Below are 18,057 nucleotides of genomic sequence, written 5' to 3'. Positions count from 1 at the left end.
CTTACCGCATCGGCAAACCCGCGCCCTTGAAGTTAGCCTTCTTGAGCAACGAGTCGTACTGGTGAGACATCATGTAGGCCTGGACCTGCGCCATGAAATCCATCGTCACCACCACAATAATCAACAGAGACGTACCACCGAAGTAGAAGGGGACGTTCCACCGCATCACCAAGAATTCCGGCAACAGGCACACCAACGTGATGTAGATGGCACCTGCGAGCGTCAAACGCATCAGGATCTTGTCGATGTAGCGGGCCGTCTGTTCGCCCGGACGGATGCCCGGAACAAACGCACCACTCTTCTTCAGGTTGTCCGCCGTTTCGCGGCTGTTGAACACCAGAGCCGTGTAGAAAAAGCAGAAGAAAATAATCGCGACCGAATACAGCGTGATGTAGAGCGGTTGACGAGGCGACAGGGCCGCAGCCAGGTCGCTAAGCCAGCGCATGTTCTCACTGCTGGAGAACCAGCTCGTGATCGTTGCCGGGAACAGGATGATCGACGACGCGAAGATCGGCGGAATCACCCCGGCCATGTTCAGCTTCAGCGGCAGGTGCGAGCTTTGACCACCGTAGACCTTGTTGCCGACCTGACGCTTGGCGTAGTTCACCGTGATCTTGCGCTGTCCGCGTTCCACGAACACCACAAAAGCGGTAACCAGCACCACCAGGGCCACGATGAACAGTGCCGACAGCACGGACATCGCGTTGGTGCGAACCAGGTCCAACAGTGCAGCCAGCGCCGCGGGCAGACCCGCAACGATACCTGCGAAGATCAGGATGGAAATCCCGTTACCGAGACCGCGTTCCGTGATCTGCTCACCCAGCCACATGACGAACATGGTGCCGGTGACCAGGGTCACGACGGTCGTGAAGCGAAACAGCATGCCCGGATCGATCACAAGTCCCTGCTGGGACTCAAGCGCAACCGAAATGCCCACAGCCTGCACCAGCGCCAGCACGACCGTGCCATAGCGGGTGTATTGGGTAATCTTCCGACGGCCGGCCTCGCCCTCTTTCTTGAGCGCTTCCAGCGACGGCACCACCACCGACATCAACTGCATGATGATGGATGCCGAAATGTACGGCATGATCCCCAGGGCAAAAATCGAGAAGCGCGAGAGCGCCCCGCCCGAGAACATGTTGAACAGGCCCAGGATCCCGCCCTGGTTCTGACGGAACAAGTCCGCCAGCGCGTCCGGGTTGATACCCGGAACGGGGATGTGTGTACCCAAACGGTAAACCACCAGGGCGAGCACCAGGAACACGAGGCGGCGCTTGAGGTCGCCGTACCGCGTTCCGGTTTTACCCAATGCCTGCGCGTTAGCCACTCGTCACCTCGTGATCAAGCAAGCGAGCCGCCCGCGGCTTCGATGGCGGCGCGAGCGCCGGCCGTCGCGGTAATGCCCTTGAGCACGACCTTGCGCGAGAGTTCACCCGACTTGATGACCTTGGCGTAACGAACCGCCTGGCCAATCACGCCAGCCGCCTTCAGCACTTGCACGTCGATTTCGTCGACGGGCACGGCTTGCAGGTCCGACAGACGGACTTCGGCGTACAGGTGCTGACCGAGCGGGGTGAAACCACGCTTGGGCAGGCGACGCTGCAGCGGCATTTGACCGCCTTCGAAGCCAACCTTATGGAAACCGCCCGAGCGCGACTTCTGACCCTTGTGACCACGGCCGGCGGTCTTACCCAGACCCGAACCGATGCCACGGCCGACGCGGCGCTTGGCGTGCTTGCTGCCCTCGGCGGGCTTCAGCGAATTAAGTTGCATATCCGACATGGTGATTCCTTAGGCTTCCGAGACGGAAACGAGATAATCCACCTTACGGATCATCCCACGCACCTCGGGCGTATCGACCAGCACGCGGCTGCTGTTGATACGGCCCAAGCCCAGACCGCGAACCGTGTCACGGTGCGATTGCTTGGTACCGATCACGGAGCGCACGAGGGTCACTTTGATCTGCTTCTGAGCCATGATTTACCCCAGGATCTCTTCGACGGTCTTGCCGCGCTTAGCAGCAACATCCGCCGGGGTCAGGGAGGCGCGCAGGCCGTTCAACGTGGCGCGAACCATGTTGTAGGGGTTGCTCGAGCCCAGGCTCTTGGCAACCACGTTACGCACACCCATCACTTCGAAAATAGCGCGCATCGGGCCGCCGGCGATGACGCCGGTACCTTCAGCAGCGGGCGAAATCAGCACGGTGGCGGCGCCATGCTTGCCGACCACGGTGTGGTGCAGCGTGCCGTTCTTCAGGGCCACCTTGAACATGCCGCGACGGGCCTGTTCCATAGCCTTCTGAACCGACACCGGCACTTCACGCGCCTTGCCCTTGCCCATGCCGACGCGGCCATCGCCATCGCCAACCACGGTCAGCGCGGCAAAGCTCATGGTGCGACCACCCTTGACCACTTTGCTCACGCGGTTGACCGCGATCATCTTTTCGCGGAGGCCGTCATCGTTCTCTTTTTCCGCGGCGTTCTTGCCTTGTACTTTAGCCATTTGACAGATCCTCGCTTAGAACTTCAGGCCGGCTTCACGCGCGGCGTCGGCCAGCGCTTTCACGCGGCCATGGTAACGAAAGCCCGAGCGATCGAAAGCGACCAGTTCGATACCGGCAGCCTTGGCCTTTTCGGCCACGCGCTTGCCAACCAGCGAAGCGGCGGCCTTGTTGCCACCTTGGCCGGTCTGACCAGCCAGCTGGGCGCGCACTTCGGCTTCCACCGTCGAGGCGCTGACCAGAACGCGATCGCCTTCCGGCGAAATGATATTGGCGTAGATGTGCTGGTTCGAGCGGAAAACCGAGAGGCGATGAACGCGCAGCTCGTTGATCTTCCGGCGGGTAGGAACCGCACGACGCAAACGGGAAACTTTTTTGTCCATGATTCGTCCTTGCGTGCGCCGTTATTTCTTCTTGGTTTCTTTGATGACGACGCGTTCGTCCGAGTAACGCACGCCCTTGCCCTTGTAGGGTTCGGGTTCGCGGTACGCGCGGATTTCAGCGGCCACCTGGCCGACGACTTGCTTGTTGGAGCCCTTGATGACGATTTCCGTCTGGGTGGGGCATTCGGCCTTGATACCGGCCGGCAACTTGTGCAAAACGTCGTGCGAGAAACCGAGCTGCAGCTTAACGGCGTCGCCTTGAATCGAGGCGCGGTAACCCACGCCAACCAGATTCAGCTTGCGCTCGAATCCCTTGCTCACGCCGTTGACCATGTTGGCCACCAGCGCGCGCACGGTACCCGACATGGCGTTGGCGTGGCGGGTTTCGTTGGCGGCAACAAACGTCAGCTTGCCGTTGTCCAACGCGACCGTGACGTCGCCAGTCAGGGCTTGGGTCAGGGAGCCCAGCGGGCCCTTGACGGTGATCTGATCCTGCTTGATGTCAGCTTCGACACCCTTGGGCAGGTCGACCGGATACTTAGCGATACGTGACATTCGAATTTCTCCTTAGGCCACGTAGCACAGCACTTCGCCGCCGACGCCGTTGGCGCGAGCCTTACGGTCGGTCATGACGCCGCGCGAGGTCGACACGATAGCCACGCCCAGGCCGTTCATGACCTGAGGAATGCTGGTACGGCCCTTGTAGATACGCAGACCGGGGCGCGAAACACGTTCGATGCGCTCGATGACCGGACGGCCAGCGTAGTACTTCAGGGTGATCTCGAGCTCAGGCTTGGCCTGGGTGCCCTTGATTTCAAAGCTGTCGATGTAGCCTTCGTCCTTCAGCACAGCGGCAATGGCCGCCTTCAGCTTCGAGGAGGGCATGTTCACCGTAACTTTGTCCACTTGCTGCGCATTGCGAATGCGGGTCAGCATATCGGCGATGGGATCGCTCATGCTCATATTCGTTCTCCTACCAGCTGGCCTTGGTGATGCCGGGGATTTCACCCTTCATCGCCATTTCACGCAGTTTGTGGCGCGTCAGGCCGAACTTGCGGAACACACCGCGCGGACGACCGGTGACCACGCAACGGTTACGTTGACGCGTCGGGTTGGCATTGCGCGGCAGCTGTTGCAGCTTCAGCCGAGCTTGGTAACGTTCTTCGTCGGTCTTCGACTGGTCGTCGATGATCGACTTCAACTCAGCGCGCTTGGCAGCGAACTTGTCAGCCAGCTTGGCGCGCTTGATGTCGCGATTGATGAGGGAAAGTTTAGCCACGTCATCAGCCCCTTAGTTACGGAACGGGAAGCTGAAGGCCGTCAACAGCGCCTTGGCTTCTTCGTCGGTCTTCGCGGTGGTGGTGATGCTGATGTTCAGCCCACGCAGCGCGTCGATCTTGTCGTACTCGATTTCGGGGAAAATGATCTGCTCTTTCACCCCGATGTTGTAGTTGCCACGGCCGTCGAAAGCACGACCCGAGATGCCGCGGAAGTCGCGCACGCGAGGCAGCGCAACCGCCACCAGGCGATCCAGGAATTCGTACATGCGTTGACCACGCAGCGTGACCATGCAACCGATCGGGTAGTTTTCGCGGATCTTGAAACCGGCGATAGCCTTCTTGGTCTTGGTCACGACAGGCTTTTGGCCAGCGATCTTGGTCAGGTCCGAGACAGCGTGCTCGATGACCTTCTTGTCGGCGACGGCTTCCGAGACACCCATGTTCAGGGTGATCTTGGTGATGCGCGGCACTTCCATGGCGCTCTTGTAGCCGAACTTGGCCTGCAGGTCGCCAGCGACCTTGCTCTTGTAGAAATCTTGCAAACGAGACATGTCTATCGCCCCTTACGCCTTGGCGCCGACAACGGCACCATTGGAACGGAACACGCGAACCTTGCGGCCTTCGACTTCTTGCACGCCGACGCGGTCGCCACGACCGGTAGCGGGGTTGAAGAGCGCCACATTCGAGATGTGGATCGGCATGGTCTTTTCGACGATGCCACCCGGGTTGTTGGCCATCGGGTTGGCTTTCACGTGCTTCTTGACGACGTTGACGCCTTCGACCAGAACGTGGTCGGCATCGACGCGCGCCAGCACGGTACCGCGACGCTTCTTGTCGCGGCCGGTCAGGACGATGACTTCGTCGCCTTTACGAATGTTGTTCATCGTAGGGCTCCTTACAGCACTTCCGGGGCCAGCGACACGATCTTCATGAACTTCTCGGTACGCAGTTCACGCGTAACGGGTCCGAAGATGCGGGTGCCGATGGGCTCCAGCTTGGCATTGAGCAACACGGCGGCATTGCCACCGAAACGAATCAGCGAACCGTCCTTACGGCGCACGCCCTTGGCGGTACGAACCACCACGGCATTGTAAATTTCGCCTTTCTTGACGCGTCCGCGCGGAGCCGCATCTTTGACGCTCACCTTGATGATGTCGCCGATACCGGCATAACGGCGCTTGGAGCCACCGAGCACCTTAATGCACATGACATGACGCGCACCAGTGTTATCGGCCACGTCCAGCGTGGTCTGCATTTGGATCATGATTTTTCCTGTTCCAACTTAACTGGAAATACGGTTTTCCCCAAAAAAGGGAACACTGCAATTCCTGCCAGTTTTGGTCCCGTCAGGTCAGCCGCCCTGCTTTATTGCTGGCTGGCGCATCGAGCTTTCGCATCGAACGCCATCAACTGGTGGCAACGCAACGACCCTGGGTTGAAATCCTGCGGGTATTCCCCCAACACGTTGGCCCGGCTAGTTCCTGGCCAATCGACAATCTGGGAAAGCTGACCATTCTATCCTGGTTAGATTTTGAGCGCAAGGCCTTTGTTGAGAGAGTGAGCAAATACGCGACAGTGCCTGTGGACAACTGTCTCTTTTCCACCCTCCCGGGGGTCGATTTAGTCTGACCCCGTTTTATTTCGGTAGTAGTTGCGCTCCCAGGCGTCGTGGTTGGCCTTGCCGCGCCGGATCTCGTCGGTGAACGGCGCCGCCATCAGCACCAGCCGGTTGAGCCAGCGGATCGGCGCCCGGCAGGGACGCTCGAAGTCGATGAACAGCACCGCGCGGGTGCCGTCCGTGTCGTTGTGCACCTGGTGCGGGTAGAGATCGTCGAACACCACGGCCTGGCCTTCCTTCCAGTGGTAGCGCTCGCCGCCCACCTCGATCCAGCAGCGTTCCGCCGGCTGCGGCACCAGCAGCCCCAGGTGCAGGCGCAGGACTCCGTTGTACGGGCCGGTGTGCAGGGGAATGCGCTTGCCCGGTTCGAGGATCGAATAGAACGCGGTGCGCAGGCCGGGAATCTCGCGCAGCGCCCGGGCGGTGGCTGGGCAGCGCGCCAGGTTGCGGTCCGAGCGCAGGCCGTAGCCCATGAAGACGAAGGTCTTCCACTGGTCGTCGGAGGTGATCATGCCAACATCCGGGGACAGTTCATGGAAGGACGGCAGCTGCTCGCGCTCGGCCAGCAGGGCCATCAGTTCGGCGCGGATGGCGGGCGCCTGGGCCTCGAGGCGGGCGATCCAGGGGAACTGGCTGTTCTGGAAGATCGGGTGGTCGCCCACCAGGGAGGACTGCGCGATACGGTGGCGCAACCAATCGATGAAACGGAAAAAGACGCGGGAATAGACACTGGGCTGGCTGGGCGGACGCGTATCGACGGGTTGCACAATAGTTATCTATATAGACAGCCAAAGATGCACCATTTTGTCCATGGCGCCCCCGGGGCGCAAGTACCGGCCATTGGCTCCTAGCCGGCGGCGGGGATTGGACCTCCCCGCGGCGGACAAGCTGGTTTAGACTGGCACGGGCGATTGCGATCGCTACCCACTCCTATTTCGCAAGGAAAGACAGGCATGTATGAACAGTTGGCGCTGTATATCGACGGCGAATTCGTCGCCGGCGAGGGCAGGCGCACCCAGGACGTCATCAACCCGGCCACGCTGGAAGTGCTCGGCCAGCTGCCTCACGCCACCGAAGCGGATCTGGACCGTGCGCTAGCCGCCGCCCAGCGCGCGTTCGAATCCTGGAAGAAATCGTCTCCCATGGATCGTTCGGCCATCCTGCGCAAGGTCGCCACCCTGTCGCGCGAGCGCGCCAAGGAAATCGGCCGCAACATGACGCTGGACCAGGGCAAGCCGCTGGCCGAAGCCATCGGCGAAGTCACCTCCTGCGCCGAGCACGCCGACTGGCACGCCGAGGAATGCCGCCGCATCTACGGCCGCGTGATCCCGCCGCGCAACCCCGACGTGCGCCAGATCGTGGTGCGCGAGCCGATCGGCGTCTGCGCCGCCTTCACGCCCTGGAACTTCCCCTACAACCAGGCCATCCGCAAGATCGCCGCCGCGCTCGGCGCCGGCTGCACGGTGGTGCTGAAGGGTCCGGAAGACTCGCCCAGCGCCGTCATGGCGATCGCCCGCATGTTCCACGACGCCGGCCTGCCCAAGGGTTGCCTGAACATCGTCTGGGGCGAACCGGCCAAGATTTCCGACTACCTGATCCGTTCGCCGATCGTGCGCAAGGTCTCGTTCACCGGCTCGGTGCCGGTGGGCAAGCAGCTGGCCGCGCTGGCCGGCGCGCACATGAAGCGCGTCACGATGGAACTGGGCGGCCACTCGCCGGTGCTGGTGTTCGACGACGCCGACATCGACCGCGCCGCCACCATGCTGGCCAAGTTCAAAGTCCGCAACGCCGGCCAGGTGTGCGTCTCGCCGACCCGCTTCTACGTGCAGAACGGCGCCTACGAACAGTTCCTGGCGCGCTTCTCCGACGTGCTCAAGAACATCAAGGTCGGCGACGGCCTGGAAGCCGGCACCGACATGGGCCCGCTGGCGCACGAGCGCCGCGTGCCCGCCATGAGCGCCTTCATCGACGACGCCAAGAAGCATGGCGGCAAGGTGGTGGTGGGCGGCGGCCCGCTGGACCGCAAGGGCTTCTTCTTCGCCCCCACGGTCGTGACCGACCTGCCCGACAACTCCATGCTGATGACCGAAGAGCCCTTCGGTCCGGTGGCGCCGGTGGTCCGCTTCACCGACACCGATGAAGTGCTGGCGCGCGCCAACAGCCTGCCGTTCGGCCTGTCTTCCTACGTCTTCACCAACTCGCTGCAGACCGCCACCAAGGTCTCCAACGGCCTGGAAGCCGGCATGGTCAACATCAACCACTTCGGCAGCGCGCTGGCCGAGACGCCGTTCGGCGGCATCAAGGACAGCGGCATCGGCAGCGAAGGCGGCCTCGAAACGTTCGATGGCTACCTGGTCACCAAGTTCATCACGCACATCTGATCGCTGTTGCATCAGTCCCGAAAAGCCCCGCAAGGGGCTTTTTTTTCGCCCTCGCCGCGCGATTGTTTCTCACTTTGGCGCCATTCTTTCATGTTGCTGTAATCCTGGCCGGCGAGGATTGCGCCTCACTCGCGGGCGGCACCTCCCAGGAACAGGGAAAACGCGCCTGAAGAAAAATCCGTTCCAATCAGAGAAGCACAATGCATCGATATCAGCAAAGCGCGCGCGCGCTGGGCGCGGCCGCGCTCATGGGTCTGTTGGCCGCCTGTGGTGGCGACAAGGATGACGACGACAAATCGCCGACCGCCGAAACGCCGGTGGTACAGCCGGCCGCGATCCAGGTCGCGTTCATGCCCGACATCCACTTCCACGACATCTACGCGGACTTCAAGGACGGCTCGTTCCCGGGCATCCCGAACCCCAAGCGCGGCGACAACGCCACCATCCGCACGATGTACGCGCAGCTGACGTCGACGCGCCTGTTCAACGAGAACTACTTCGCCTTCCTGGCCGCGCTGGACGACGCGGTGGCGCGCGGCGTGAAGTACATCGCCCTGCCCGGCGACTTCTCCGACGACGGCCAGCCGGTGCACATGCGCGGCCTGGTCAAGATCATGGACGAGTACACGCGCAAGCATGGCATCCAGTTCTTCGCCGCCCCCGGCAACCATGACCCGGTGCGGCCCTTCAACCAGGCCAACGGCAAGAGCGACTACCTGGGCCTCGATCCGGTGACCGGCGACATCGGCTTCTCGCAGCCGATCTACAGCCGCGGCGGCAACGCCGCCTGCAGCACGCCCTATGCCGGCGACTGGGCGCGCGTGGGCGATACCTACTGCACCGAGGAAGTGCTGCACATGGGCTACGCGGGCATCACCGACGCCCTGACCCAGCACGGCTTCATGCCCAAGCCCGAATACCTGTACTACGAGACCCCGTACAGCAGCTACAAGTACGAGGACTACAACTACAACACCGCGTTGTCGCAGGCCAGCTGGATCAACCGCCAGTACGAGATCTGCGCGCAAGGCACCGGCGGCCCGAACAAGCCGGCCAACTACACCTTCTGCAAGATGGTGCCGGACACCTCGTACGTGGTCGAGCCGGTCAAGGGCGTGTGGCTGGTCGGCATCGACGCCAACGTCTACGTGCCGACCGGCAACGGCGCCAACGACTTCACCGGCTCGGGCGACCAGGGCTACAACAAGATGCTCACGCACAAGGCGCACGTCATCAAGTGGCTGGCCGATGTGGTGGCGCGCGGCAAGGCGCAGGGCAAGCAGGTGGTGGCGTTCAGCCATTTCCCGATGACCGAGTTCTTCAACGGCGCGTCCGATGACATCGAGGCGCTGCTGGGCGCCAACAAGATGCAGATGGTGCGCCGCCCGGCCGAGAACACCACGCGCGCGCTGGCCGACACCGGCCTGAAGGTGCACGTGGGCGGCCACATGCACTTCAACGACACCGCGTCGCGCAACTACGGCGGCGACAAGGCGCTGTTCAACATCCAGGCGCCGTCGATGGCGGCCTACGTGCCGGCATACAAGCTGATGACGATGCAGGGCGCCGACCAGATCGAGCTGCAGACCATCCGCCTGGACAAGGTGCCGCGCTTTGACGAACTGTTCGACCTGTACCGCGCCGAGCACGCCTACAACGTGCCGCCGCGCTGGGACGTGTCGATCCTGGATGCCAAGGACTACGGCGACTTCAACTACCGCTACATGAGCGAACTGGTGCGCCTGCGCCTGCTGAACGATGACTGGCGCTGCGAAATGCGCGAGCTGGTCAAGAGCCCGCTGACCGGCGCCGACCTGCTGGTGCTGTCGCAGCTGCGCACTTCGGTGACGCTGGGCGAACTGCAGAACACCGGCGACCGCGCCCAGCTGACGCCCGAGTTCTTCAACTGCCTGTACGTCGCGGGCGGCCCGACCGCCAGCAACCCGGCCTTCGCCGGCGACATGGCCGACGCCACCACCCGCGCCCGGGCGCTGGCGCAGGCCAACGGCATGCAGCTGGCCGACTTCGCCAAGTGGAAGGCGCTGGACATGGCGGGCGACTTCGTGCGCCTGGCCAACGCCGGCGACCTGGCCTACGCCGACATCCCGGCGCAGCGCGCCAGCCAGTACAAGCTGCTGGCCCAGGCCCTGAGCCAGACCAACGCCAGCATGCAGATGAACGGCGACCGGGTCAGCGACGCCAATACCCCGGCCGACATGTTCAAGGCGCGCTTCAAGCCGCTGATGGCGATCATGCTGAAGCTGGCCGATGGCCTGCCGTCCGAGCACATCCGCCTGGACCTGAAGACCAACAGCCTGGTCAACCTGTCGACCACGCCGTCGCCGTTCTGATCGAACCGCGGGCCGCCGGCCCGATGCGACAAGGCCCGCGCGAGCGGGCCTTTTTCATTGCGCGGCGCGAACCTAGCCGCGCGCGCGCCATTCGCGCGGCGACACGCCGAAGCGGCGCTTGAACAGCCGGCTGAAATGCGAGGGATGGGCGAAGCCGGCCTGATACGCCAGCTCGGCGATGCCGCGGTGGCGTTGCGCCGGGTTCAGCAGCAGTTCGCGGCAGCGCTCCAGGCGCTGGTCGAAGACGAAGCTTTCCACCGACAGGTCGCCCGCCTGGAAGATGCGGTGCAGGTAGGCCACCGACAGGCCGCAGCCCTGCGCCACCCGCTGCGGCGACAGCGCCGGGTCGGCCAGGTGCTGGCGGATGTAGGCCATGGCGCGCTGGCGATGCGCCATCGTCACGCTGCTGTCGGCTTCCGAGGCGTGGCCCTGCCCCGGCTGCACCAGGAACAGCACGATCAGGTCGATCAGCCGTTCGCCCAGCTCGGCCGCCTCGGCCGGCGACCAGCCGTCCAGCCCTTTGAAAAGGTGGTCCATGTAGCTGGCCAGCATCGCGCCGCGCGGCGACCCGTCGTCGACGCGCAGTTTGTAGAAGGGGCCGATGCGCGAATCGCGCTGCGACAGCGCGCTGCGCGGGAACGACACGCTCAGGCTGCGGTAGCCGTCGGCGCCGAGCGCGGTGGCCTGGTAAGGCAGGCTCTGGTTCATCAGGTAGACGCAGCCGGGCTCGACCTGGAACTCGCGGCCCTGTTGCACCACGGCCAGCGGCCCGGCCAGCGGCAGGCCGAAGGTGTAGAACTCCTGGTCCAGCCGCGAGGCATTGCCGGCGGTGCGCTCGATCTTCTGTCCCTGATAGTGCAGGTCGTTGAACTGCAGGCTGGCGCGCCGCACGTAGCGCACGTGACCGGCGAACTGGCCGGCCTGGCCATGGTGCACCTCGAACGGCCCGAAGGCATCCGACAGGGCCGCGCGCCATTGCTCGTACCGCTCGGCGCCAGCGATGGCCGAAGTGGCGAATTCCGTGTCGGGCATGGCGCGGTCTCCTGGTTCGCGGGGGTCGGCGGGGGCTCGTGACCCTGCGTCTACATATTCTTGACTCACCCTGCCGCGGGTGGTCCGGCGCATTGTGGCCGCGCCTTGCGCAAGTCTATAGTCAGCGCCACAAGCATACAACCTGGACAACCCGGGAGGAGACGCATGGCCAACGCGCCCGCACAGGCCGCTCGCCACACGCCGGCTTCGCGCTATCTGCGCTGCGAAGGCCGCGAGCTGCATTACACCGAATGGGGCCGTCCGGACGCCCCCGCGCTCATCATGTGGCACGGCCTGGCCCGGACCGGCCGCGACTTCGACGAGCTGGCGCAGGCGCTGGCCGGCGACTACCGCATCATCTGCCCCGACACGATCGGGCGCGGGCTGTCGCAATGGAGCCCCGATCCGGTGGCCGAGTACCGGCTGGACTTCTACGCGCGGCTGGCGCGCGCCCTGCTCGACGGCCTGGGGCTGGACCGGGTGCGCTGGGTCGGCACCTCGATGGGCGGCGCCACCGGCATGTACGCCGCCGCCACCACGCTCAAGCACCGCATCACGCACCTGGTGGTCAACGACATCGGGCCGTCGCTGCCGCAGCCGGCCATCGACCGCATCCTGGCCTATGCCGGCAATCCGCCGGCCTTCGACACCGTCACCGAACTGGAGACCTGGCTGCGCGCCGCCTACAAGCCGTATGGCTGGCAGAGCGACGAGCAATGGCGCCGCATGGCCGAGACCTCGGTGCGCCGCCTGCCCGACGGCCGCGTCACGGCACATTACGATCCGGCCATCGTCGGTCAGTTCCACCACCACCCGGCGGACTATGAACGCTGGGCCGAATACGACAGCCTGCGCATGCCGCTGCTGCTGCTGCGCGGCGCCGATTCCGATCTGCTGCTGCCCGAGGTCGCCGAGGCCATGACCCGCCGCGGCCCGCGCGCTCAGCGCATCGACTTCCCGGACTGCGGCCATGCGCCGGCCTTGAACGTCGCGCCGCAGATCAACGCCGTCCGCCAATTTCTCGCCACGCCGGCCGCCGACGCAGCCGCCGGCGCCCTCTGAACAAGGAGACTCCCATGAAACGCATCCTGCTCGCCGCGCTGGCCGGCCTGTGCCTGAGTTCGGCCGCCATGGCCAAGGACTTCGTCGTGGCGCACGTCTACGACAAGACCGGGCCGCTGGAGGCCTATGCCAAGCAGACCCACAACGGCCTGATGCTGGGCCTGGAATACGCCACGCAGGGCACCATGACGGTGGCCGGACGCAAGATCCGCGTGATCGAGAAGGACAACCAGGGCAAGCCCGACGTCGCCCGCGCCCAGCTCGCCTCGGCCTACGCCGATGACAACGCCGACATCGCGGTGGGGCCGACCTCGTCGGGCGTGGCGCTGGCCATGCTGCCGATCGCCGAGGAATACGAGAAGATCCTGCTGGTGGAGCCGGCGGTGGCCGACTCGATCACCGGCGACAAGTGGAACAAGTACATCTTCCGCACCGGCCGCAATTCGTCGCAGGACGCCATCGCCAACGCCGTCGCCTTCGACCAGCCGGATACGTCCATCGCCATGCTGGCGCAGGACTACGCGTTCGGCCGCGACGGCGTCAAGGCCTTCAAGGGCGCGCTCAAGCAGGCCAAGATCGTGCACGAGGAATACCTGCCGGCCAACGCCACCGACTTCACCGCTGGCGCGCAACGCCTGTTCGACGCGCTCAAGGACAAGCCGGGCCGCAAGATCATCTTCATCCTGTGGGCCGGCGCCGGCAATCCATTCAAGATCGCCGATCTCGACCCCAAGCGCTTCGGCATCGAGATCGCCACCGGCGGCAACACGCTAGCCGCAATGACGCCGCTCAAGTCGCTGGCCGGCATGGAAGGCGCGACCTATTACTACTACGGCATCCCCAAGAACCCGATCAACGACTGGCTGGTGGCCGAGCACCAGAAGCGCTACGGCCAGCCGCCGGACTTCTTCACCGCCGGCGGCATGTCGGCCGCCATCGCCATCGTGACGGCGCTGAACAAGAGCGCCGGCAAGAGCGACACCGACACGCTCATCAAGACGATGGAAGGCATGAGCTTCGACACGCCCAAGGGCAAGATGACCTTCCGCCCGGAAGACCACCAGGCCATGCAGTCGATGTACCACTTCCGCATCAAGAACGACGCCTCGGTGCCGTGGGCGGTGCAGGATCTGGTCAAGGAAATCACGCCCGACCAGATGGCGGTGCCGATCCAGAACAAACGCTGAGCCCTGCCCTTCATGCTGGAAACCCAATCGCTCACGATCCGCTTCGGCGGCCACGTGGCCGTCAACGCGGTGAGCTGCCGCTTCGCGCCGGGCAGCCTGACGGCCATCGTCGGGCCCAACGGCGCGGGCAAGACCACCTATTTCAACCTGATCTCGGGGCAGCTGCGCGCCAGCGCCGGCTCGGTGCACCTGAACGGCCGCGACCTGACCGGTCTGTCGGCGCCGGCGCGCATGCATGCCGGCCTGGGGCGCGCCTTCCAGCTGACGCAGCTGTTCCCGCGCCTGTCGGTGCGCGAGAACGTGCGGCTGGCGCTGCAGTCGCGCCAGCAGGGTCTGGGCTGGCGCCAGATCCGCTTCTGGCGCACCTGGGACGATGACCGGGCGCTGCTGGCGCGCGCCGACGCGCTGCTCGAACGCACCCGCCTGACGGCCCGCCGCGGCCAGGCCGCGGCCGACCTGCCGCACGGCGACCAGCGCAAGCTCGAGATCGCCATGCTGATCGCGCTGGAGCCGCAGGTGTTCATGTTCGACGAGCCCACCGCCGGCATGAGCGTGGATGACGTGCCCGTGGTGCTGGACCTGATCCGCGAGATCAAGGCCGACGCGTCCAAGACGATCCTGCTGGTGGAGCACAAGATGGACGTGGTGCGCGAACTGGCGGACCGCATCGTGGTGCTGCACAACGGCGAATTGATGGCCGACGGCGAGCCCGCCGAGGTGATCGCCTCGCCGATCGTGCAGCAGGCCTACCTGGGCGCCGCCCTGCCGGAGAAGACGACATGAGCGCGGCCACCTTGCTGGAACTGAAGGACGTGCACACGCACATCGGCGCGTATCACATCCTGCACGGCGTGGACCTGTCGGTGCCGGCCGCGGGCGTCACCATGCTGCTGGGCCGCAACGGCGCCGGCAAGACCACCACGCTGCGCACCATCATGGGCCTGTGGAAGGCCACGCAGGGCCACATCGGCTTTGACGGCGCCGCGGTCGGCGGCCCGGGCGTGCGCACCTCGCCGCCCGACATGGCGCGCCAGGGCATCGCCTACGTGCCGGAGAACATGGGCATCTTCGCCGACCTGTCGGTGAAAGAGAACATCCTGCTGGCCGCGCGCCAGGCGCGCAGCGCCGCGCAGCTGGACACCGCGCGGCTGGAATGGATCTTCGGCTTCTTCCCCGCGCTGCGCAAATTCTGGCTGTACCCCGCCGGCAAGCTGTCGGGCGGCCAGAAGCAGATGCTGGCGGTCGCGCGCGCCATCATCGAGCCGCGCCGCCTGCTGCTGGTCGACGAGCCCAGCAAGGGCCTGGCGCCCGCCATCATCCAGAACATGATCGACGCCTTCATCGAACTCAAGCAGGCCTCCACCACCATCCTGCTGGTGGAGCAGAACTTCAATTTCGCGCGCCAGGTGGGCGACCACGTCGCGGTCATGGACAACGGCCGGGTGGTGCACGCCGGCGGCATGGCCGAGCTGGCGCACGACGACGCGCTGCAGACCCGCCTGCTGGGCCTGTCGCTGGGAGCGCACCAATGAGCGCCGCCGATATCGATACGCCGCTGCCGCAGACCCGCGCCGATCTGCGCCCGGCGCTGCTGGTGCTGGCGCTGGCCGCCATCGCGCTGCCGCTGGTCGGCTCGTTCTCGACCTGGGTGACGCTGACCTTCGCCGGCCTGGCGATGGGCATGATCATCTTCATCGTGGCCTCCGGCATGACGCTGGTGTTCGGCCTGATGGACGTGCTGAACTTCGGCCACGGCCTGTTCATCGCCATCGGCGCCTACATGGCGGCCACGGTGCTCGGCGCGATGTCCGACTGGACCCAGACCGGCAGCCTGTGGCTGAACCTGGCCGCGGTGCTGCCCGCCATGATCGTCGGCATGCTGGTGGCCGGCGCGGTGGGCGTGGCGTTCGAGCGCGTGATCGTGCGGCCGGTCTATGGCCAGCACCTCAAGCAGATCCTCATCACCATGGGCGGCATGATCATCGGCGAAGAGATCATCAAGATGCTGTGGGGTCCGCAGACGCTGTCGCTGCCCCTGCCCGAGGCGTTGCGCGGCGCGCTGCTGGTCGGCGACGCCGCCATCGAGAAATTCCGCATCGTCGCGCTGGTGGTGGGCCTGGCGGTGCTGGGCGGCATGCTGTGGCTGCTGAACCGCACCAAGCTCGGCCTGCTGATCCGCGCCGGGGTCGAGGACCGCGAGATGGTCGAGAGCCTGGGCTACCGCATCCGCCATCTGTTCGTCGGCGTGTTCGTGGCCGGCTCGATGCTGGCCGGCCTGGGCGGCGTGCTGTGGGGGCTGTACCAGCAATCCATCGTGCCGCAGCTGGGCGCGCAGGTGAACGTGCTGATCTTCATCGTCATCATGATCGGCGGACTGGGCTCGACGGTGGGCTGCCTGATCGGCGCGCTGCTGGTCGGGCTGATGGCCAACTACACCGGCTTCCTGATGCCCAAGGCCGCGCTGTTCTCGAACATCGCGCTGATGGTCGCCATCCTGCTGTGGCGCCCGCAGGGCGTGTATCCGGTCACGAATCGCTAGGAATCGCCCTCATGTCCTTCCGCCTGCTTTCCGGCGATCCTCCGCGCAGCACGCTGCTGGCGGTCATGCTGGTCGCCATCGTCATCGCGCTGGCCGCCGCGCCGTTCCTGTTTCCCGGCCCCAAGTCGCTGGCCGTGGCGGCCAAAATCCTGGTGTTCGTGATCCTGGTCGCCAGCTATGACCTGCTGCTGGGCTACACCGGCATCGTCAGCTTCGCCCACACCATGTTCTTCGGCATCGGCGCCTATGGCGTGGCGATCGCCAGCCTGCGCATGGACGCCAGCTGGCTGTCGGTGCTGGCGGGGACGGCCGCGGGACTGGTCGTGTCGCTGGTGTTCGCGCTGGTGATTGGCCTGGCCAGCCTGCGCGTGCGCGCCATCTTCTACGCCATGATCACGCTGGCGGTCGCGGCGGCGTTCCAGACGCTGGTGTCGCAGCTGTCCGACCTGACCGGCGGCGAGGACGGCCTGAACTTCAAGGTGCCGCAGATGCTGCGCCCGGCCTACCGGCCGTTCGCCGAGCCGCTGTTCGGCGTGACCATCGACGGCCGCATCATCACCTACTACCTGATCGCCGCGGTCTGCGTGGCGCTGTTCCTGATGCTGCTGCGCATCGTCAATTCGCCGTTCGGCCGGGTGCTGCAGGCGATCCGCGAGAATCCGTTCCGCGCCGAGGCCATCGGCTACCGCACGGTGCTGTACCGCAGCCTGTCGAACCTGCTGGCGGCGGCGTTCGCCACGCTGGCCGGCGCGCTGTATGCGCTCTGGCTGCGCTACAACGGCCCGGACACGTCGCTGTCGTTCGAGATCATGCTCAACATCCTGCTGATGGTGGTGATCGGCGGCATGGGCACGATGTACGGCGCGGTGATCGGCGCCAGCCTGTTCGTGTTCGCGCAGAGCTATCTGCAAGACGGGCTGCACGTGATCCATGACGCCGTCGCCGGCGTCGCGCCGCTGGCGCTGCTGTTCGAGCCGGACCGCTGGCTGCTGTGGCTGGGCATCCTGTTCGTGCTGTCGGTGTACTACTTCCCGACCGGGATCGCCGGGCGCTTGCGGGAGCTGGCGCGGCGGGGCTGACCGCCCGACAGGCGTGGCGGGTTCACCGGCGGGTTCAAACGGACGGCGCGGCGCATCGCCACGCGGACAGAACGCCTAGCGTCCGCCCTGCCGCATCGTGTCGGCGTCGCGCCGCAGATCATCGACCCGACGCTGCATCGTGTCCACGCTGCGCTGGGCGGCGCCGCCCAGCTGCGAGCCCGACGGCGTCGGGGCGAGCGGCGCCATGTTCATCGGCGCGCCGTTGTTCAGGGGGATCATCGCCGGCGGATAGGGGTCGACCGCGGCCGGCTTCTGCGTCAAGAGACGCTCCAGCACCTGCAGCTGATCGCGCTGCGCCTGCAACGCGCGCTCGTTGTCCAGCACGGCCTGCTCGCCTTCATCGTCGGTGCCGAAAATGGCGGCGTGGTCGAGCGACAGGCCGTCCAGGCGCACGCGCGGGTCGGGACCGGCATTCAGGACATTGCGGCCGATCGCGGCGGGATCGGTGGCCGGCGTGATGCTGCCCGCCGGCTTTGCCGGCGTGGCGGTGGAGCCCTCGGCCGTGGCCGGCGGTTCGACCCAGCGCTGGCCCTGCCCTTGCGCCAACACGGGCATCGCGGCCAGCAACCCCAGCGCGAGCGCGTTCCTGAAACCTCGCATGATGTCCTTCGTCTCTCCCGGGCA

At 65.3% G+C, this 18,057-nt stretch carries 22 protein-coding genes; 8 read left to right on the top strand and 14 right to left on the bottom strand.

The window, feature by feature from the left end; all coding sequences use genetic code 11:
* Position 1: 1 nt before the first annotated feature.
* From secY to AOZ53_RS13305, 12 genes are all read right to left on the bottom strand, one after another.
* On the bottom strand, positions 2 to 1,327 hold the full coding sequence (gene secY / locus AOZ53_RS13360; RefSeq protein WP_006389630.1) for a preprotein translocase subunit SecY: 1,326 nt from the start codon (positions 1,325 to 1,327) through the stop codon (positions 2 to 4).
* Between the two features lie 14 nt (positions 1,328 to 1,341).
* Complete coding sequence (gene rplO / locus AOZ53_RS13355) at positions 1,342 to 1,782, bottom strand: 50S ribosomal protein L15 (protein ID WP_006389629.1); 441 nt, start codon at positions 1,780 to 1,782, stop codon at positions 1,342 to 1,344.
* Positions 1,783 to 1,791: 9 nt separating this feature from the next.
* Positions 1,792 to 1,977, bottom strand: a complete 186-nt coding sequence (gene rpmD / locus AOZ53_RS13350; protein ID WP_006216520.1) for a 50S ribosomal protein L30 — start codon at positions 1,975 to 1,977, stop codon at positions 1,792 to 1,794.
* Positions 1,978 to 1,980: 3 nt separating this feature from the next.
* Positions 1,981 to 2,502 carry a 30S ribosomal protein S5 gene (rpsE, locus tag AOZ53_RS13345; protein WP_006389628.1) on the bottom strand — a complete coding sequence of 174 codons (522 nt, stop codon included), beginning with the start codon at positions 2,500 to 2,502 and terminating at the stop codon, positions 1,981 to 1,983.
* A 15-nt stretch (positions 2,503 to 2,517) separates the two neighbouring features.
* Positions 2,518 to 2,883, bottom strand: coding sequence for a 50S ribosomal protein L18 (gene rplR / locus AOZ53_RS13340; RefSeq protein ID WP_006389627.1), 366 nt, complete (start codon positions 2,881 to 2,883; stop codon positions 2,518 to 2,520).
* A gap of 21 nt (positions 2,884 to 2,904) precedes the next feature.
* Entirely contained in the window at positions 2,905 to 3,438 is a 534-nt protein-coding gene (gene rplF, locus AOZ53_RS13335; RefSeq protein ID WP_006392028.1) for a 50S ribosomal protein L6, read from the bottom strand.
* Positions 3,439 to 3,450: 12 nt separating this feature from the next.
* Positions 3,451 to 3,846: a 30S ribosomal protein S8 gene (gene rpsH, locus AOZ53_RS13330; protein ID WP_006392029.1), complete on the bottom strand. Its 396-nt coding sequence runs from the start codon at positions 3,844 to 3,846 to the stop codon at positions 3,451 to 3,453.
* Positions 3,847 to 3,856: 10 nt separating this feature from the next.
* Positions 3,857 to 4,162: a 30S ribosomal protein S14 gene (rpsN, locus tag AOZ53_RS13325; protein WP_006227037.1), complete on the bottom strand. Its 306-nt coding sequence runs from the start codon at positions 4,160 to 4,162 to the stop codon at positions 3,857 to 3,859.
* A 12-nt stretch (positions 4,163 to 4,174) separates the two neighbouring features.
* Positions 4,175 to 4,714 (bottom strand): 50S ribosomal protein L5, encoded by a 540-nt coding sequence (gene rplE / locus AOZ53_RS13320; RefSeq protein WP_006389624.1) that lies wholly within the window; start codon positions 4,712 to 4,714, stop codon positions 4,175 to 4,177.
* 12 nt (positions 4,715 to 4,726) lie between these two features.
* Positions 4,727 to 5,047, bottom strand: a complete 321-nt coding sequence (gene rplX, locus AOZ53_RS13315) for a 50S ribosomal protein L24 (protein ID WP_006389623.1) — start codon at positions 5,045 to 5,047, stop codon at positions 4,727 to 4,729.
* Between the two features lie 11 nt (positions 5,048 to 5,058).
* Complete coding sequence (gene rplN / locus AOZ53_RS13310) at positions 5,059 to 5,427, bottom strand: 50S ribosomal protein L14 (protein ID WP_006216531.1); 369 nt, start codon at positions 5,425 to 5,427, stop codon at positions 5,059 to 5,061.
* A gap of 356 nt (positions 5,428 to 5,783) precedes the next feature.
* Positions 5,784 to 6,548 carry an aspartyl/asparaginyl beta-hydroxylase domain-containing protein gene (locus tag AOZ53_RS13305; RefSeq protein WP_054430894.1) on the bottom strand — a complete coding sequence of 255 codons (765 nt, stop codon included), beginning with the start codon at positions 6,546 to 6,548 and terminating at the stop codon, positions 5,784 to 5,786.
* A 186-nt stretch (positions 6,549 to 6,734) separates the two neighbouring features.
* Between AOZ53_RS13305 and AOZ53_RS13300 the strand changes: the two genes are divergently transcribed.
* Together AOZ53_RS13300 and AOZ53_RS13295 are read left to right on the top strand one after the other, a co-directional pair.
* Positions 6,735 to 8,162 carry an NAD-dependent succinate-semialdehyde dehydrogenase gene (locus tag AOZ53_RS13300; RefSeq protein WP_006389621.1) on the top strand — a complete coding sequence of 476 codons (1,428 nt, stop codon included), beginning with the start codon at positions 6,735 to 6,737 and terminating at the stop codon, positions 8,160 to 8,162.
* 200 nt (positions 8,163 to 8,362) lie between these two features.
* Positions 8,363 to 10,513 carry a metallophosphoesterase gene (locus tag AOZ53_RS13295; RefSeq protein WP_054430895.1) on the top strand — a complete coding sequence of 717 codons (2,151 nt, stop codon included), beginning with the start codon at positions 8,363 to 8,365 and terminating at the stop codon, positions 10,511 to 10,513.
* 72 nt (positions 10,514 to 10,585) lie between these two features.
* Here the strand turns inward: AOZ53_RS13295 and AOZ53_RS13290 are convergent, their stop codons facing one another.
* Positions 10,586 to 11,545, bottom strand: coding sequence for an AraC-like ligand-binding domain-containing protein (locus AOZ53_RS13290; protein ID WP_054430896.1), 960 nt, complete (start codon positions 11,543 to 11,545; stop codon positions 10,586 to 10,588).
* A 165-nt stretch (positions 11,546 to 11,710) separates the two neighbouring features.
* Here AOZ53_RS13290 and AOZ53_RS13285 point away from each other — a divergent pair, with 165 nt between their 5' ends.
* The 6 genes from AOZ53_RS13285 to AOZ53_RS13260 are packed head-to-tail and all read left to right on the top strand — an operon-like array spanning position 11,711 to position 17,412.
* On the top strand, positions 11,711 to 12,607 hold the full coding sequence (locus tag AOZ53_RS13285; protein ID WP_054488172.1) for an alpha/beta fold hydrolase: 897 nt from the start codon (positions 11,711 to 11,713) through the stop codon (positions 12,605 to 12,607).
* Between the two features lie 14 nt (positions 12,608 to 12,621).
* Positions 12,622 to 13,794 (top strand): substrate-binding domain-containing protein, encoded by a 1,173-nt coding sequence (locus tag AOZ53_RS13280; protein WP_054430898.1) that lies wholly within the window; start codon positions 12,622 to 12,624, stop codon positions 13,792 to 13,794.
* Between the two features lie 12 nt (positions 13,795 to 13,806).
* Positions 13,807 to 14,577 (top strand): ABC transporter ATP-binding protein, encoded by a 771-nt coding sequence (locus AOZ53_RS13275; RefSeq protein ID WP_054430899.1) that lies wholly within the window; start codon positions 13,807 to 13,809, stop codon positions 14,575 to 14,577.
* Positions 14,574 to 15,326: an ABC transporter ATP-binding protein gene (locus AOZ53_RS13270; protein ID WP_054430900.1), complete on the top strand. Its 753-nt coding sequence runs from the start codon at positions 14,574 to 14,576 to the stop codon at positions 15,324 to 15,326. The genes AOZ53_RS13275 and AOZ53_RS13270 overlap by 4 nt, the downstream gene beginning before the upstream one ends.
* Complete coding sequence (locus AOZ53_RS13265; protein WP_054430903.1) at positions 15,323 to 16,333, top strand: branched-chain amino acid ABC transporter permease; 1,011 nt, start codon at positions 15,323 to 15,325, stop codon at positions 16,331 to 16,333. Before AOZ53_RS13270 ends, AOZ53_RS13265 begins: the two co-directional genes overlap by 4 nt.
* An 11-nt stretch (positions 16,334 to 16,344) precedes the next feature.
* Complete coding sequence (locus tag AOZ53_RS13260; protein ID WP_054430904.1) at positions 16,345 to 17,412, top strand: branched-chain amino acid ABC transporter permease; 1,068 nt, start codon at positions 16,345 to 16,347, stop codon at positions 17,410 to 17,412.
* 75 nt (positions 17,413 to 17,487) lie between these two features.
* On the opposite strand, the gene AOZ53_RS13255 is transcribed toward AOZ53_RS13260, so the two are convergent.
* Complete coding sequence (locus AOZ53_RS13255) at positions 17,488 to 18,033, bottom strand: hypothetical protein (RefSeq protein WP_231690614.1); 546 nt, start codon at positions 18,031 to 18,033, stop codon at positions 17,488 to 17,490.
* Positions 18,034 to 18,057 lie beyond the last annotated feature (24 nt).

Source organism: Achromobacter sp. 2789STDY5608621 (genome assembly GCF_001299375.1).
GTDB classification, from domain to species: Bacteria; Pseudomonadota; Gammaproteobacteria; order Burkholderiales; family Burkholderiaceae_B; genus Achromobacter; species Achromobacter insuavis.
Note: the sequence above shows the minus strand (reverse complement) of the source record. Positions and strands in the feature narration are given on the sequence as shown.

Excerpts from the sequence above, each read along its gene's own strand:
- AOZ53_RS13300 (WP_006389621.1), top strand. The coding sequence starts at position 6,735 with ATGTATGAACAGTTGGCGCTGTATATCGACGGCGAATTCGTCGCCGGC.
- AOZ53_RS13290 (WP_054430896.1), bottom strand. The coding sequence starts at position 11,545 with ATGCCCGACACGGAATTCGCCACTTCGGCCATCGCTGGCGCCGAGCGG.
- rplX (WP_006389623.1), bottom strand. The coding sequence starts at position 5,047 with ATGAACAACATTCGTAAAGGCGACGAAGTCATCGTCCTGACCGGCCGC.
- AOZ53_RS13280 (WP_054430898.1), top strand. The coding sequence starts at position 12,622 with ATGAAACGCATCCTGCTCGCCGCGCTGGCCGGCCTGTGCCTGAGTTCG.
- rplN (WP_006216531.1), bottom strand. The coding sequence starts at position 5,427 with ATGATCCAAATGCAGACCACGCTGGACGTGGCCGATAACACTGGTGCG.
- rpmD (WP_006216520.1), bottom strand. The coding sequence starts at position 1,977 with ATGGCTCAGAAGCAGATCAAAGTGACCCTCGTGCGCTCCGTGATCGGT.
- rpsE (WP_006389628.1), bottom strand. The coding sequence starts at position 2,502 with ATGGCTAAAGTACAAGGCAAGAACGCCGCGGAAAAAGAGAACGATGAC.
- AOZ53_RS13285 (WP_054488172.1), top strand. The coding sequence starts at position 11,711 with ATGGCCAACGCGCCCGCACAGGCCGCTCGCCACACGCCGGCTTCGCGC.
- AOZ53_RS13255 (WP_231690614.1), bottom strand. The coding sequence starts at position 18,033 with ATGCGAGGTTTCAGGAACGCGCTCGCGCTGGGGTTGCTGGCCGCGATG.
- AOZ53_RS13260 (WP_054430904.1), top strand. The coding sequence starts at position 16,345 with ATGTCCTTCCGCCTGCTTTCCGGCGATCCTCCGCGCAGCACGCTGCTG.
- AOZ53_RS13295 (WP_054430895.1), top strand. The coding sequence starts at position 8,363 with ATGCATCGATATCAGCAAAGCGCGCGCGCGCTGGGCGCGGCCGCGCTC.
- rplE (WP_006389624.1), bottom strand. The coding sequence starts at position 4,714 with ATGTCTCGTTTGCAAGATTTCTACAAGAGCAAGGTCGCTGGCGACCTG.
- AOZ53_RS13275 (WP_054430899.1), top strand. The coding sequence starts at position 13,807 with ATGCTGGAAACCCAATCGCTCACGATCCGCTTCGGCGGCCACGTGGCC.
- rplF (WP_006392028.1), bottom strand. The coding sequence starts at position 3,438 with ATGTCACGTATCGCTAAGTATCCGGTCGACCTGCCCAAGGGTGTCGAA.
- rplO (WP_006389629.1), bottom strand. The coding sequence starts at position 1,782 with ATGTCGGATATGCAACTTAATTCGCTGAAGCCCGCCGAGGGCAGCAAG.
- rpsH (WP_006392029.1), bottom strand. The coding sequence starts at position 3,846 with ATGAGCATGAGCGATCCCATCGCCGATATGCTGACCCGCATTCGCAAT.
- AOZ53_RS13270 (WP_054430900.1), top strand. The coding sequence starts at position 14,574 with ATGAGCGCGGCCACCTTGCTGGAACTGAAGGACGTGCACACGCACATC.
- rplR (WP_006389627.1), bottom strand. The coding sequence starts at position 2,883 with ATGGACAAAAAAGTTTCCCGTTTGCGTCGTGCGGTTCCTACCCGCCGG.
- AOZ53_RS13265 (WP_054430903.1), top strand. The coding sequence starts at position 15,323 with ATGAGCGCCGCCGATATCGATACGCCGCTGCCGCAGACCCGCGCCGAT.